The 16,421-nt window shown below is 33.2% G+C and carries 11 protein-coding genes; 4 read left to right on the forward strand and 7 right to left on the reverse strand.

The features are described from left to right. Positions 1-134: 134 nt before the first annotated feature. From DFQ09_RS04990 to DFQ09_RS18750, 4 genes are read right to left on the reverse strand one after another with little or no spacing between them, the layout of a single operon-like run. The gene (locus DFQ09_RS04990) at positions 135-2,057 is read right to left on the reverse strand and encodes an OmpA family protein (RefSeq protein WP_115808562.1); all 1,923 of its coding nucleotides are present in this window, start codon (positions 2,055-2,057) and stop codon (positions 135-137) included. Positions 2,058-2,069: 12 nt separating this feature from the next. Further along, a complete protein-coding gene (locus DFQ09_RS04995) occupies positions 2,070-3,005 on the reverse strand; it encodes a PorP/SprF family type IX secretion system membrane protein (RefSeq protein WP_115808563.1) in 936 nt (311 codons plus the stop codon). Positions 3,006-3,020: 15 nt separating this feature from the next. Further along, positions 3,021-8,477, reverse strand: coding sequence for a DUF6923 family protein (locus tag DFQ09_RS05000; RefSeq protein WP_115808564.1), 5,457 nt, complete (start codon positions 8,475-8,477; stop codon positions 3,021-3,023). A gap of 25 nt (positions 8,478-8,502) precedes the next feature. Continuing rightward, positions 8,503-8,763, reverse strand: coding sequence for a hypothetical protein (locus DFQ09_RS18750; RefSeq protein ID WP_147298323.1), 261 nt, complete (start codon positions 8,761-8,763; stop codon positions 8,503-8,505). Positions 8,764-9,089: 326 nt separating this feature from the next. Here DFQ09_RS18750 and DFQ09_RS05005 point away from each other — a divergent pair, with 326 nt between their 5' ends. The 4 genes from DFQ09_RS05005 (at position 9,090) to DFQ09_RS05020 (ending at position 13,172) form a co-directional block, all read left to right on the forward strand. Beyond that, positions 9,090-9,578, forward strand: a complete 489-nt coding sequence (locus tag DFQ09_RS05005) for a SixA phosphatase family protein (protein ID WP_115808565.1) — start codon at positions 9,090-9,092, stop codon at positions 9,576-9,578. After that, entirely contained in the window at positions 9,575-11,629 is a 2,055-nt protein-coding gene (gene ppk1 / locus DFQ09_RS05010) for a polyphosphate kinase 1 (RefSeq protein WP_115808566.1), read from the forward strand. The genes DFQ09_RS05005 and ppk1 overlap by 4 nt, the downstream gene beginning before the upstream one ends. A gap of 2 nt (positions 11,630-11,631) precedes the next feature. Next, on the forward strand, positions 11,632-12,537 hold the full coding sequence (locus tag DFQ09_RS05015; RefSeq protein WP_115808567.1) for a Ppx/GppA phosphatase family protein: 906 nt from the start codon (positions 11,632-11,634) through the stop codon (positions 12,535-12,537). A gap of 104 nt (positions 12,538-12,641) precedes the next feature. After that, complete coding sequence (locus tag DFQ09_RS05020) at positions 12,642-13,172, forward strand: porin family protein (RefSeq protein ID WP_115808568.1); 531 nt, start codon at positions 12,642-12,644, stop codon at positions 13,170-13,172. A gap of 74 nt (positions 13,173-13,246) precedes the next feature. Here DFQ09_RS05020 and miaE read toward each other — a convergent pair whose 3' ends face one another. From miaE to dnaX, 3 genes are all read right to left on the reverse strand, one after another. Further along, on the reverse strand, positions 13,247-13,828 hold the full coding sequence (miaE, locus tag DFQ09_RS05025) for a tRNA-(ms[2]io[6]A)-hydroxylase (RefSeq protein WP_115808569.1): 582 nt from the start codon (positions 13,826-13,828) through the stop codon (positions 13,247-13,249). A 2-nt stretch (positions 13,829-13,830) separates the two neighbouring features. Continuing rightward, positions 13,831-14,415, reverse strand: a complete 585-nt coding sequence (locus tag DFQ09_RS05030) for a hypothetical protein (RefSeq protein WP_115808570.1) — start codon at positions 14,413-14,415, stop codon at positions 13,831-13,833. 189 nt (positions 14,416-14,604) lie between these two features. Next, positions 14,605-16,329, reverse strand: coding sequence for a DNA polymerase III subunit gamma/tau (gene dnaX / locus DFQ09_RS05035; RefSeq protein WP_115808571.1), 1,725 nt, complete (start codon positions 16,327-16,329; stop codon positions 14,605-14,607). Positions 16,330-16,421 lie beyond the last annotated feature (92 nt).

Here is a 16,421-nt window from a genome sequence, read left to right on the forward strand (position 1 = left end):
TTTAGGATATTTTAATTTCATGTCAAAATTACTTTCTTTACATACTTTTCTATTAAAATGGTATGATTTTTTTAGACATAAAAAAAGAGCAAACTTATAAAGCTTGCTCTTTTTAATTTTTAAGAAAGTGATATTTACTTCTTGTCTCTATCTATGATGTAGAAGTACGAACGTCTATTTAACTGATGTTCTTCTGCTGTACATTTAGAATTATTTCCGCAATCATTTAAAAGTTGTGTTTCACCATAACCAATTGCACTTTCTATTCTTTCAGGACCGATATCTCTAGATAAAAGGTAGTCTCTAGTAGATTTTGCACGACGATCAGATAACTTTAAGTTATAATTATCGCGACCTCTACTATCTGTATGAGATTCGATTTTAATAATCATTTCAGGATGCTTACGTAATACATCAACTATATTTTCTAATTCATATTCAGCATCTGTTCTGATGTTAGATTTATCAAAATCAAAGAATATTGGATTAATAACAATCTGATTGTCCATAATTAACGGTCTCAACGATAAATCTAATTCATTTACTTTTTCATTCTCATTAGTCGTTGTAACAGTCCCTTTATCATCTACGTAATCTGTCTTAGATCCTAGTATGGTGTATGTTTTTCCACATTCAACATCAAAAGTATACGATCCATCATCGGCAGTAATAACCTCTTCTAATATTTTACCGGTTTCGTCAATAAGTTGCACTGTAACACCGCTTAAAATAATATCTGTTCTCTTTTCTCTAGCGATACCTGTAATTTGCTGACGACACTCTGTTACTGAGTAACTATAGATATCATCACTTCCTTTACCTCCTAGTCTGTTTGAAGAGAAATAACCTTTTTGAGTTTCACTGTTAATGAAATAAGCAAAATCATCGTAACCACTATTAAATGGGGCACCAATATTAACCGGAGCTTTTGTAGCGTCTCCTTTCAATATGTTAGATTGAAAAATATCCAAAAGACCTAAGTTTAAATGACCATCTGAAGAAAAGTAGAACGTATTATCATCGCTAATAAATGGGAACATTTCTCTACCTTCAGTATTAATATCATCACCTAAATTTTGAGGCTCACCATAAGTGCCATCTTCATTTATGACTACTGAATAGATATCCGTTTGTCCTAAACCACCGTCTCTATCAGATACAAAGTATAAGGTTTTGTTATCTGGACTTAATGCAGGGTGACCAGTTGAATATAAATCATCATTAAATGGTAATTCTTCAACATCTGACCATTGCTCGTCTACTAAAGTAGCTTTGTAAATTTTAAGATGTGTTGTACCTTCCTTATCGTATTTTAATCTATTACGCTTGGTTGTGTTATCTCTAGTAAAATACATTGTGTTTCCATCATTAGTAATGGCAACAGAAGCCTCATGATAATCTGTGTTTATACCATCGGCATTGATTTCAGAAGAAGCACCATAAGATTCAGAACCATCATCTTCAGTGGTAACGTCTAATTGGAATATATCTAAAAATGGCTCTTTGTTCCAATTGTACACTTTACTATCACTACTGCTTGAAGAAGCGAAATAAAGCGTATTGTTAAACATGTAAGATCCAAAATCAGAGTTCTCGGTATTGAAAGGTAAATTTTCAATCTGAACAATTAGATCATCGTTCTTAGAGTTTAGCTTATCAAAAATATCGACTTCATCAGGATTGTACCCTTTAAGTCTGCTATCTCCATGTTGAGCATCACTAAGTTTTTTAAACCACACATCGGCTTCTTTGTAATTACCGATACTTCTTAGAGATTGAATATATTTATAAATATACTCAGCATCAATGTCTTTATGTTCAGTTAAGGCTTTCTCATACCAATAAGCTGCTTTTTTAGAGTCAGAATTATTGTAATAAGCATCACCTAGTCTTGTTAATACGTGGGCGCTATTTGTTCCTTTTTCAACAGCTTTTTCGTACAATTCAATGGCTTTTACATAGCCATAATTCTCAAAAAACTTATCTGCTAATTTTGTTTGGGCAAAAGAGAATGCACTACTAAAAACTATAACGAACGCTAATATTTTGGTCTTCATAATGGGATCTTTTTAGAAATATCTAGGCGATTTAATACGTTTACTTTTAAAGACTTCAAACATCAATAATACTTCGTGTGTACCACTAGTGTAAGGTCTTATATCTGAAATTGGATATTCGTAAGCATAACCAATTCTCAGTTGTTTTGAGACTTGGAAATCTGCTATACCACCAATAGCTGCTGCATTTTCGTTAACTCTATACGCACCTCCTAACCAGACTTTATCATGGAATAAGAAGTTTGCAGAGATATCAAAAGATAATGGAGCACCATTTGTAGCCTTTAACAAAGCTGATGGTTTTAATTTGGTGTTTTCACTTAAATCAAAAACATAGCCACCAGTCGCATAATAACTAATACGTTCTAGAGCGACATAATCAACAGAACCACTACCACCGTTATTATAATCGGTATTTAATATTCTTGGAGCAGAAAGTCCAAGATACCAACGCGATGAATGTAAATATAAACCAGCACCAAAGTTTGGACTCCAACGATTAGAAACATCATTAAAAAACTGATCGCTTACTACAGAAGGATCATTCAATAACTCTTCATCTAAGCTGTAATGAGTAAGACCACCTTTAATACCAAATGCTAATTTTACAGTTTCACTAGCCTTAATTGTATAAGAATAATCGGCATAGAGGTATGAGAAATTTTCATAACCTAACTTGTCATTGATAAAGGAAACTCCTAAACCCATGTTTTCGTTACGTAATGGCGCATGTACCGATAGGGTTTGTGTTTCTGGTCCACCATCTAAACCAACCCATTGACTTCTATGTAAACCTACGACACTAAGTGTTTCTCTACTTCCTGCATAGGCAGGATTAATAGAAATAGTGTTAAACATATACTGCGTAAATTGAGGTAACTGTTGAGCAAAAGCTGTAGAAACACTCAAAAATAGTATCGCAATACTTATAATTTTTGATAACTTCATTGGTTAAGTTTTTTGTTAATTTGTTGCTACGTAGATAGGACCAGCGATTGGCTCTAATCCACTATTTTTTAGATTAATAATGTAATAATATGTACCAGTAGGAACTTTTCCAGAACTTCCAATTGAAGAACTGTGTGCTTCACCTCGCCAATCATTTAAGTAATTGTTAGATTTATAAATTTCTGCACCCCAACGATTAAATATTTGAAGCTCAATTACAAATCCACAATCTTCTATACCTGTAACTGTAAATGTTTCATTGTAAGCATCTCCGTTTGCAGTTACTGTTTTAGATATAACAACATCATCTTCACCACAAGCTAATACCACACAATCATCATCTAATGTAACGTTAAGTTCTATATCCGCAGGACAAGCAGCATCTGCAATTGAGTACATAAAAGTATACTCGCCAACTTCAGCAGAAGATGGGTCAAATAAGCTGCCATTAACAGTAGCATTACCAGAAACAACACTCCATGTTCCATTTTCATTAAAGTCACCAGATAACAGGTCGAATAAATTAAATTCAGAATCTAGAATACAACGATTAGCATCTGTGGCTTGCATTGTATTGGTTAATTCTACTGTAACTGTTTGTGTAAATAAAGCTTCGTTTCCACAATCATCAGTAACTGTCCATGTTCTTATAATATCATAGTTTTCTGAGTTATTGATTTGTGTTGATTCTTCGTTGAAGCTAACATCAATATCATTAGAACACGAATCTTCAAACACTAAACTTGGCACCTCAGGAATATTATCACACAAGACAGTTAAGGTCTCATCAAAAGCCGTAACAACAGTTGGTGCTGTAGTATCTTGTACGTTGATAAATTGCGTATGTACTGCGTCATTACCACAATCATCTGTAGTAGTCCATGTACGTTCAATAATGTAATATCCCATACAAGAACCATTAGTTATTTCCTCAGAGAAAGTAACTTCTGCAGTTCCACAGTTATCAGTTGCAGTTAATGTTTCAGCTGTAGGTACAGCGTCACATTCTGCATCTATATCTACTGGTAGAGTTTCATTAAAAGTTGGTGCAGTGGTATCTTGAACTGTAATCGTTTGAACAAATGTTGTGGTATTATCACATTCATCGGTTAAAGACCATGTTCTCGTAATAATAGATGAGCTTGGGCAAGAGCCATCAGCGATACTATCAGTAAAAACAGCTTCAAGGTTAGTAGCACAATTATCAGTTTCGTCCGTAACATCACCTGTTATAGATAGGTCTGTAACGTCTACATCACATTCAGTAGTGATATCAGCAGGCACACTAAATGTTGGTGCAGTTGTATCTTGAACAGTAATGGTTTGTATATGTATGGTTGTATTATCACAGTCATCAGCTAAAGTCCATGTTCTTGTAATAACTGACGCCCCAGGACAAGTACCTTCTTCAATACTATCTGTATAAGTAGCCTCAAGATCAACAGCACAATTATCTATAATGTCAGTGACATCACCTGTAATTGAAACATCAGTAATATCTACATCACATTCAATAGTGATATCTGCAGGACCAGTAAATGTTGGGGCCGTAGTATCTTGAACAGTGATAGTTTGTAATTTGGTTGTAGTATTATCGCAACTGTCGCTTAAAGACCAGGTTCTTAAAATAACATATGATCCTGGGCAAGATCCATCTTCAATACTATCCGTAAAGCTAGCTTTTAAATCAGTAGAACAGTTATCCGCTTCATCACTCACAAAACCTGTAATATATAGGTCTGTAGAATCATAATCACATTCAACTGTAATATCTTCAGGAACCGTAAATGTTGGATCGATAGTGTCGTTTAGTGTAATAATCTGTGTACACTCTGTACTATTTAAAACTGTAGTTTCATTGTTATCGCGTACTCCATTACCGTTGGTATCTTCATAAGAAGTAACAGTATAAGTACGTGTAATGGTTTGGTTACAAGTATTTTGGTTAGCGCTATTTTGAGCTGTAATTTCTATTATACCACAAGCGTCATCACCGATAATCCCATCTGCGTTACCTAATGCTTCAAATTCCTCAATAGAATAAGTAGTTTCAGTAGGTAGCTCTCCGTAGCAAGCTACAGTAGTCTCTTCGAAAGTAGGGCAGCTTACAATAAACTCACAACAAATAGCAGCTTCACCTGATAATGTAATGGTATTACAAGAATTTTCATCTTGAATATCTACATTATAAGGTTGGTCAGCAGGAATTGCATCTGATGTCCAAGTAAAAGTATCATTAACATTTGCGACCCAAGTACCAGGTTGTCCAATACCGATAGCAGTAAAAGGAGCAGAACCTGTAAATGTAGCAACGATTGTATATGTCGTATTATCATCTGAACATAATGTTACTTCTGTAGTTTCTAAAGTAACATCAGCGTTAATGCTTACTATTACCGCCAAACGTTCTAAGCTTTCACAACCTTCGGCAGAAGTTTGAGTAGCATAATAGGTGTTTCCATCTATTAAAGCTTCAGTAGCATCGATCGGGGATGTTTCCGTTTCAGTTGCATACCATTGAATTGTTTCACCTGTCACATTTAAGTCGGCAACTGTTGGGTTACTAGATTCGCAAAATTCTTGACTTGCATCTCCTGTAGGAGCATCAGTTGTATTTAAACTAACAGTTATAGATGCTGGCATAGATGGCGTTCCTATAATATCTGTAATAATATAATCTACAGAAGTTCCGGAAAAACCTGATACTGCTTCAAATGATACGACACCATCAACACTTACGGTAAATGTTCCTTGACCAGTAATTGTAACTGTACTAGTTGGTAATGATGTTATAGGATCAATAAATTGTACGCCCGTTATATCCAAATTATAAGTTCCTGCAGAATCATTGTCTAAAACATTAATTTCTATTTCTGCTGCTATTTCATCAGAAGTAACACAGATAGAATCACTAACTGCAACAGGAGCAATTAACTGAGAAGGACAACGCGCTCCGTCTCCAGGTTCAATATCAATTAAATCACCATGATTCGTGGCTACTAAATTCCCAGTATGAGGTAAAGCTATTCTATAAATATTTCCTGAAGCATTGTTGGCAATGTACATGTTTCCAAGTGCATCCATATAAGCTGTTCCAAAAGCGTTGGTTGTTTCTGAACTTAAACCCGTTACTAAACCAAGATCATCTATAGTATTACTAGTAACATTAAAGCGTAATAACTTTCTATTACTTGTACTTGTTACCATATATATGTTACCGTCTGCAGGGCTAACTACGATGTCATTAACAGAAACAGGATAATTTAATAACGTAGTTGATGTTAAATAGTTTGGACTAGATGGATTTAAATCAATAGCAACGAATTTACTCTCACCATGTAGAAATAAAATGCCATTTGCATTGATATCACCAGAACTGTAATCTCCAACAGTAAATGGTCCTACAATAGGTAGAAATTCTACATTAGCTGAGGCATCAATTTTTACGATGTTGTTAGTGTTTTGTTGTATTCCATAAATATTATTGTCTAATACATTGTAACCAATTCCATTAACAAATTGAGATGTAGAAGCATCTGTTATTAACGGTGCCTTTATTAAGGTTTGTGCATGTGTTGCTAAATCATAAGAGTATAATCCGGAAACAAAATCACCTTCACCGTTTCTTTCGTTAACAATAATATAAGCAAAACCATCGTCACAATCAAAAGGAGTATTTAAGCATTCAGCTGGAGACGCTCCAGTTAAAGTAAGTGAACCACAATTGTCTTGAATAGTAACATTGTAAGTTTCAATTATACTTTCAATAGGACTAGATACCCAAGTAGTTGTGCCGTCATTGTTATCTGTAAAAGTACCTGGTTGTCCATCTCCAGAAGCTGTAAATGGTGCTGTACCAGTAAATGTAGCTTCAATAGTGTATAAGGTTCCATTAACAACGGTACAGCTTGTTTCTTGTTGAGAAACCAAAGCGATTTCAGTACTGTAATTAACTGTAACAGCTAATCTCTCGGTACTTTCACAGCCTTCCGAACTTGTTTGAGATGCATAATAGATATCTCCATCGCTTAACGTTGCATCTGAATTTAATGGGGTAGTGCTATTTGCATCAGCATACCAAATGATGTTATTTCCAGTAGCATCTAAGTCTGCTACCGTAGCATTTTCATCTTCACAAAATTCTTGTGTCGTTGCTCCTGTTGGTGCTGCAGTATCGTTTAAATTAATAGTTATAACCCCTGGTGTAGACGTAAAACCTATGACATCTAAAATTGTATATTCAATAGAGACACCTGTAAAGCTAGCTAAAGCTTCAAATGTAACGTCTCCATTCGATCCTAATGTAAAAGTACCCTGACCAGAAATTGTGACACTATTTGCCGGTAACGAAGTGTTAGGGTCAATGAGTTGTACAGAATTTTGATCAATTGCGTATGTACCTTCAGAGTCATTTTCAGCGACATTAAGTGTAATATTACTAATATCAGAAGTCACACAAATATCGTCTGCAATAGCAACTGGTTTAGTTGGTTGTGAAGGACAACGTGCACCATCACCCGGACTAACGCCTGGTAAATTACTATAGAAAGTTGCAGTTGTTCCACCTAAGTGAGGTGTTGCAATTTTATACGTATTACCTGATGAATTATTTGCAACATACATATTCCCTAGGGCATCCATGTAAGCAGTTCCAAATGAATTAGAAGATTCAGATTGTAGCCCTGAGACATTACCTAAATTTGTAATGGTATTAGTTACGGGATCAAATTCATATAATGATCTTGAACCTGAGCTTGTTAACATATACAACTTGTTGTTAACAGGGCTAAACGCCATATCATTAACAGAGTTAGAATGTTGTAAAACAGTGTTAGCTACTAAGTAATCTGAACTAGCTGGGTTTAAATTAATAGCTACAAACTTGCTGCTTCCGTACAAGTATAAAATTCCGTTCTCGTCAATATCTCCAGAGGCATAATTACTACCAGAGAAACCTGTGATGTCTAATAATTCTATATCACCGTTACGATCAATTTTAACAACTTTACTACTACCACTTAGTATACCATATAAGTAATTATCAACTATATTGTATCCAATGGCATTAATAAATTGAGACGTGTTAGTTTCAGCAATTATAGGATCCTTAATTAAGGCTAATGTATTTGTAGATAAATCAAATGAGTATAAGCCCGTAACGTTACCGTTAGGACTTGAAACATTTGTTAGAATATATCCAAAACCATCATCACAATTAAAAGCAACATTGGCTTGCCCTATGCTTGCTTTTTGTAAATCTGTATAATTTGAAGACTTATGAAGAAGAAAGGGCTCATTTTGGGAACTAAAAATTTCTGAAGGAACCTGCTGGGTTTTCAGTCCTTTATTATTAGTTGTCTTTAGTGTTTGACCAAAAGAATAAAAATTGACCATAACTAGAGTCATGATAAACACCAAACTCATTAGAGGTTTACGTGGTGTTTTAGATTTGGGATAGTATAAATGTTTCATCTTAAGCTTTTTTAAGTTAATCAGGTTATGATTGCTTTAAAATATGATTGTGAGTTATATAGGTTGTAATGTTGTTTTGAAAATAGAGTGGTGCGTAGTTTTGGTCAATGTTAATTCTTTTATTTAAGTAACTGAGATTTTCCGTTGTAGCAACTAGAGTCGAATTAAAACAGATTGTCGCTACATCATGGTCAGTAGTAGTACTAACCGCAGACAGACTGAAGTCTAGTTTACTCGATGATGAAAATCCTGACGCAATAAACATTATAGGTAAAATTATTTTCATATTTATAATTGATTAACAAATTTTATGGTCGCTTAGCGATGTCTTTTTTTTTGATAATGTAATACATCAATTATTAATCAAACATATATTATTATGTTCAATTGGGCAATCAAAATATTTAGAGGGAAGGGATTTTGGTGGTTAAATACCAAAGCATGGATTTATTAATATAGTTTTTAATTTGGGGTGTTTTACATTAATTTTACATAGCAAATTAACCTATAACTAAATTCATAGGCAAATAATAAAGTTAAAGCGGCAATATACTCGTCAAAACGGACATATGCAACGTTTTGTCGAAAATAATTACACTTAATCGATAAAGTATGAAAACGATTACACTAGTTAGACATGGTAAATCATCATGGGAATACGATGTTATAGATTACGATAGGCCTTTAAAACAAAGAGGTATTGAGGATTCTAAGTTGGTAGCTAAGGAGCTCTATATCAAAGATTGTGTTCCCAATATTATATTTTCAAGTCCAGCAAACAGAGCATTAAGTACGTGTAAAGTCTTCATGAAATCTTTAAAAATACCTGAAAATCATATAATTGTAAATGAAGATTTGTATGATTTTGATGGGGTAAATGTAATTAATTTCATAAAAAACTTATCGAATGACTTAAAAGAGGTTATGATTTTCGGTCACAATCATGCTTTCACGTCAATTTCTAATATATTTGGGGATACATTTATAGATAATCTTCCTACAAGTGGTTTAGTTAAAATTAATTTTGATATTGAAGATTGGAAAGACCTGAAACAAGGAACTACAGAGTATATTATAATTCCAAAGGATTTAAGAGAATGACAAAAGATAAAAACATTTATATAAATAGAGAGTTAAGTTGGTTAAAGTTTAATGAGCGTGTTTTGCAAGAAGCTGCAGACAAAGATGTGCCACTCATTGAGCGGTTACGATTTTTAGGTATTTTCTCTAATAATTTAGATGAGTTTTTTAAAGTTAGATATGCTACAGTTAAGCGTATTTACGAAGCAGGAAAAGGTGGTAAATCAGAATTAGGCGGTATTAAGGCAGGTGATCTTTTAGAAGAAATAACTAAAATTGTTATTAAGCAACAAAGTTATAGTTTAGAGATTTTAGATGAGATTGATATAGAGCTTCAAAATGAAAATATTTATGTCATAAATGAAACAGAAATTGATGACGATCATCACGAGTTTATCAAAAATTACTTTTATCAAGAAATAAGTCCAGCATTAGTAGTCATAATGCTTAACGAGGATGTTGCTCTGCCTGAACTTATGGATATTTCAGCTTATTTAACGGTGAAAATGTCTAGCAAAGAAAACAAAGATCAAGTGGCATTGATTGAGATTTCTACAGCAATGGATCGTTTTGTAGTGCTACCAAGTAAAAACGGTAGTAACTATATTATTATGGTCGATGATATTTTAAGGTATTGTTTAGATGATATTTTTAACATCTTTAAATATGACAGTATCAGTGCTCATATGATTAAGATTACTAGGGATGGTGAACTAGATTTTGATAGCGATTTGAGTAAAAGTTTTATTGATAAGCTTTCAGAAAGTGTTAAAGATAGACAAAGTGGTGCTCCTGTACGTTTTGTGTACGACATGAATATCGAACAGAAAACGCTAAATCTGCTTCTCAAATTAATGTCTATCGATGAAAAAGAGAGTCTTATTCCTGGTGGTAGATATCATAATCGTAGAGATTATATGAGCTTTCCGAGCTTGGGGAGAACGGATTTGCTTTACGCAAAGATTAAACCACTACCTGTAAAAGGATTAAGTCTAGAAGAGAGTATTTTTAAAACTATTGCTAAAAAGGATTATTTGGTTTATACGCCTTATCATACCTTTTCTTATATCGTTAAGTTTTTAAGAGAAGCAGCTTTAGATCCAAAAGTAAAAACCATAAAAATTACGATTTATAGATTAGCTCAAATATCTCATGTTGCTAGTTCTTTAATTAATGCGGCAAAAAATGGTAAAAAGGTTACCGTGTCAATAGAGCTTAGAGCTCGTTTTGATGAAGCAGCAAATATTACTTATGCTGAACAAATGCAAGATGAAGGTATTAAGATGTTCTTTGGTGTTACGGGCTTAAAAGTACATTGTAAAATGTGTGTTATTGAACGCGAAGAAGACTATAAATTAGTAAGATATGGTTTTATAAGTACAGGTAACTTTAATGAATCTACGGCTAAAATTTACACGGATTTTACCTTAATGACTGCAAGCCCAAAAATATTAAAGGAGGTCAATAAAGTGTTCGACTTTTTTGAAGTTAATTATAAAATCAATAGATATAAGCATCTCATTACGTCACCACATTATACGAAGTCTAAATTATTTGGTTTAATTGATAAAGAAATAGAAAGTGCCAAAAATGGCAAGCCTGCTTATATTAAACTTAAGATGAATAGCATAAGTAGCTATAAAATGATAGATAAGTTATATGAAGCGAGTAGAGCAGGAGTAAAAATACAAATGATTGTAAGAGGGATTTGCTGTCTGGTACCAGGAGTTAAAGGTATGAGTGAAAATATTGAAATTATTAGTATCGTTGATAAATTCTTAGAACACACACGTCTGTATATTTTTTCGAACCAAAACGATCCTAAAATTTACATTTCTTCAGCAGATTGGATGACTAGAAATATTGATAATAGGGTGGAAGTCAGTTGCCCAATCTATGATGAAGATATAAAAGTAGAGTTAAAACACTTGTTTGATATTTGTTGGAATGATAATGTAAAAGCAAGGATTATCAACGAAAATCAAGATAATACCTATCGAAGAAATGACAATCCTAAGGTAAGAGCACAATTTGATACGTATAAGTATTATTTAAATAATTTAGAAGGATAATTATGTTGAAGATACAGAAGTTTGCAGCTATTGATATTGGATCGAATGCCGTAAGGTTATTAATTTCTAATATCATAGAACAAGATGATGAACCCACAATTTTTAAAAAAAACTCATTAGTTCGTGTGCCTATTAGATTAGGTGCAGATGTATTTCTTAAAGGTGAAATTTCAGAATATAACCAAGAACGAATGATAGATACCATGAAAGCTTTTAGTCTTATTATAAAGTCTCATGGAGTGACGCGTTACAAAGCATGTGCAACATCGGCGATGAGAGAAGCTAAAAACAGTGCTCCTTTATCTGAAAAAATACTCGAAACGTGCGGTATCAGTATAGAAACTATTGATGGGGAAGAAGAGGCTGCTATAATTGCAGCAACCGACTTACAATCTTTTATAAACCCTAATAGAACCTATCTTTATGTCGATGTTGGTGGTGGTAGTACAGAGTTTTCAATCATTCACAATGGTGATAAAAAAATGTCTAAATCGTTTAAAATCGGAACTGTAAGATTACTAAACGATATTGTAAAGAGTGAAACCTGGCAAGAAGTAGAACATTGGATAAAAGAAAATACTAAACAATACGATAAAATAGAATTGATAGGGTCTGGTGGTAACATCAACAAGATTTTTAAAATATCGGGAAAAGATGTCGGTAAGCCATTAACCTATTTCTATTTAACAAGTTATTATAAAATGCTTCAGAACTATTCATACGAGGAACGTATAACGAAGTTAAATCTAAATCAAGATAGAGCAGATGTTATAATTCCGGCAACCCGAATATACCTGTCTGCTATGAAATGGAGTGGAGCAAAAGATATATATGTGCCAAAAATAGGACTTTCAGATGGTATCATAAAGAGCATGTATTATGAAACGGTATCGAGTGTTATAGTCTAGTTTTAAGGGATATTCATCCATTTGTCCGATTTTTCTCTATATAGACCTATTAATTGATCTGAAATTATTATTTAATTTATCTTCGTAATCTCAAATTGAAAATTATGAAAAAATACGTAGTTGCTTTATTGTTTGTTGCTTTTACATCTGTAGGAATGTCTCAAGATATTTTATATGGTGTTAGAGGAGCGTTAAATGTCTCTAATTTAGACTTTGAACCTGACGCTGATTTTGAAAACGAACACAGAAATGGTTTTGCCTTTGCTGGTTTTGCCGATTTTAGTTTGTCAGATAATTTGTCATTATTAACAGAATTACAATGGTCTGCTGAAGGTGCGAAAGAAAGAAACCTTAGAGCTGATTATCTTAAATTACCTATACTTCTTAGGTTTTCAATATCAGATAATCTTTTGTTAGGTGTTGGTCCTCAAATCGCTTTAAAGACGTGGGAATATGAAGATAGCTTTTCTACGTTTGTGTTTTCTGGAGTTGCTGGTGTTGAATATATGATTACAGACGAGCTATTCCTAGATGCAAGATATTATTACGGCATAACCAATATCTTAGATGAAGATTTAACAGATGTTGAAGCTAAAAATCACGTGATCCAATTTGGTTTTGGAATCAAAATGTAAAATACTGAACTTATAATACTGAAAAAGCCTTAACACATGTTAAGGCTTTTTTGTTATCTTAAAAATAAAATGGATTAACCGTGAATAGTTTCTTTGCTCCCTAAGTTACGCATAATATCAGCTTCAAAATTGAGAAGTTCTTCCCATTTTTGGTCAACGTCTTTACGGTCTCCATACTTTCTAGCAAAATTTAAAAACATTGTGTAATGACCAGCTTCGCTAATCATAAGCTTTTTGTAAAACTTGGCTAGTTTTTTATCTTCTAATTCTTCAGATAATAATCTAAAACGCTCACAGCTTCGTGCTTCTATTAGCGCTGCATATAATAATCTGTGGACTAATTGCGTCGTTCTGCTTCCGCCTTTTGGAAAAAACGTAATTAAAGAAATCACATAATCATCTTTACGATCTCTTCCAAGTGTCCAGCCGTTTTCTAATAATAAATCGTGTACCATTTTAAAATGGCTCATTTCTTCGTTGACGAGTTCTACCATTTCTTGTACTAACTCTGTATATTCAGGGAAACCGACAATTAATGAAATCGCTGTACTTGCAGCCTTTTGCTCGCAATAGGCATGATCTACTAAAATATCTTCAATATTCTTTTCAACGATATTAACCCATCTTGGATCGGTTGGTAATTTTAGTCCTAACATAATTATTTTACTTCAACTTGAACAATATTCGATTTTCCGTTTTCATTTATAAACAAGGTATGCAAAGCGTATTTATCAGATTCAGGAATAGCATGCATAATATCTATTAAGACCATATTTATATAGGTAGGGTCGTCGTTAACTTGTATAGATTTTAAAACTGCCAAAGTATCAAAATTATATAAATCAGAGCCGGCAACTAAATTGGCATTGTAATTAAAGTCTTTATTTACTTTTTTCTTGTCAAAGCTCTCATTGTAAATTAGTTTGTTGTCTTTAGTAACACTAACATCAAACTTGAAATTTCTATAGTGAGTTTGATAATTAATAGTGTCTTTTATCTTAGAAAAACGAACGGCATTAGACATGTCAGAATAGGTCTTTATCTTTACACGAAAACCATTACTCATTAAGGTGTCAATTTCTTGTTCTAAATAGGTTTCAGGGATATAAACATTGGTTTCAAAACTCACTGTTTTTTTGAATTCTGCAATGCTTTCAGATAGAGCCTGGCTTTGCGTTTTTCTGCCTTCACAGCTTGTGAAACCAATTATAGTAATGATTAAAAATGTGAGTAAATGTTTCATCTCATTAAATTTTTAAAAAATAGCTTATTTTTTATTTCTTTCTCTGATGGTTAAAACCATTAAAATAGCACTAGCGATAATAACAATTAAAGGTAGGTTTTTTTTTATTCATCTTATTATTTTTTAATGATTCCTAATATCAAAAATAATAATCAATTAGGTTAAAGTGAATAAATCACTAATATTAAGTTATATATCTAACCCAAACATCTGTCGTAACACTTCAATGTTCGGATTCTTATCTTTAAGCTTTTCGTATTTCTCTATTGGTGTAAAGGCATATTTCTTAGCAACCTCCTCATTAACTGTGATATCTAATTTAAGATCATAATTAAGAAGTTTTTTCTTCAAAAAAGCCATTAAAGGAAACTCAGCACGTTCTAATTCAATCTTATTTGTGTTATTAGAATAAGTTAAATAAAGTGTAGTGCCTTCTAGTTTAGGGTGATCCATTTGTAAAATAGACGCCATAATTTTTTCACCTTTCTTGTCCATCTGATCGGTGTAAAGTTTCCATGCCTCACTTAAAGCTTCTTGTGTTACAGGTTCTTTAGGAAGGTTTTCTTCATCAATAACCACTTCCATTTGGCGTAATTGATGCTCCTTCTTTTCTCTAATACTTTTTAAAGATAACCCTGAAGTTGACTTTTTAGGCTGATTTATAGATATTTTAGGAATAGCTACAGGTTCTGCCACTACAGAAACCGGTTCTTTCTTTGCTACGATTGGTTTTGTAGCAACAGAATTTTCAGATGGTTTCACATCCGTTTTGGGTTTCGTAACAGGAATAGGGGTAATACCTCTCGCTTTAAAATACGAAGGAGGAATTATGAAGTGCTTAAGATTTTTTTTTTCTCCATCAAAAGTGATAGAGGCAAGTTGCATAAGTGTTAACTCAACGAGTAAACGTTGATTTTTACTAGTCTTATATTTTAAATCACAGTCATTCGCTAACCGAATTCCTTCCATTAGAAAAGTATGTGTCGTTTTCTGCGACTGTTCCATATATTTTAGACTGGTATCTTCACCAACTTCTAACAACGGAATAGTTGCAGGATTTTTACAAACCATTAAATCTCTAAAGTGAGACGCTAAACCAGCGATATAATGATGACCGTCAAATCCTTTAGAAAGGATGGTATTGAATTGTATCAGTAAATCTGGAATTTTATTTTGTAAGATAAAATCGGTACTTGTAAAATAGGTTTCGTAATCGAGAACATTTAAATTCTCAGTAACGGCTTGTCTTGTTAAGTTTTTACCTGAAAAACTTACAACACGATCAAAAATCGATAAGGCATCACGCATGGCACCATCTGCTTTTTGAGCAATAATATGAAGCGCATCATCTTCGGCATCAATACCTTGTTCTTTTGCTATATATTTTAGATAATTCTTAGCGTCGGTAACGGTAATACGTTTAAAATCGAAAATCTGACAACGCGATAAGATGGTCGGAATGATTTTATGTTTTTCTGTCGTTGCTAAAATAAAAATACAATGTTTTGGTGGCTCTTCTAAAGTCTTCAAAAAGGCATTAAAGGCAGCTTGAGATAACATGTGTACCTCATCAATAATATATACTTTGTATTTTCCAACTTGCGGAGGAATACGAACTTGATCTGTTAAACTTCTAATATCATCTACTGAGTTGTTAGAAGCGGCATCTAATTCAAAAATATTAAAAGCAAAATCTTCATCTTCACTTGTATTGCCATCACTATTGATCATTTTAGCTAAAATACGAGCACATGTTGTTTTACCAACTCCACGAGGACCTGTAAATAATAAGGCTTGGGCTAAGTGATTGTTTTCAATGGCATTGAGTAATGTGTTTGTAATAGCCTGCTGACCCACAACATCCTTAAAGGTTTGTGGTCTGTATTTACGAGCCGATACTACAAAATGTTCCATCTTAGTGCTAAATTTAATTTGGCATTTCTTAAGACCAAATTTTGAGCATTACAAATTTAAGAATAACCATTTAAAAGCAGTTTATAAGGACT

The sequence above is a fragment of the Winogradskyella pacifica genome (assembly GCF_003386275.1).
Taxonomy (GTDB): domain Bacteria; phylum Bacteroidota; class Bacteroidia; order Flavobacteriales; family Flavobacteriaceae; genus Winogradskyella; species Winogradskyella pacifica.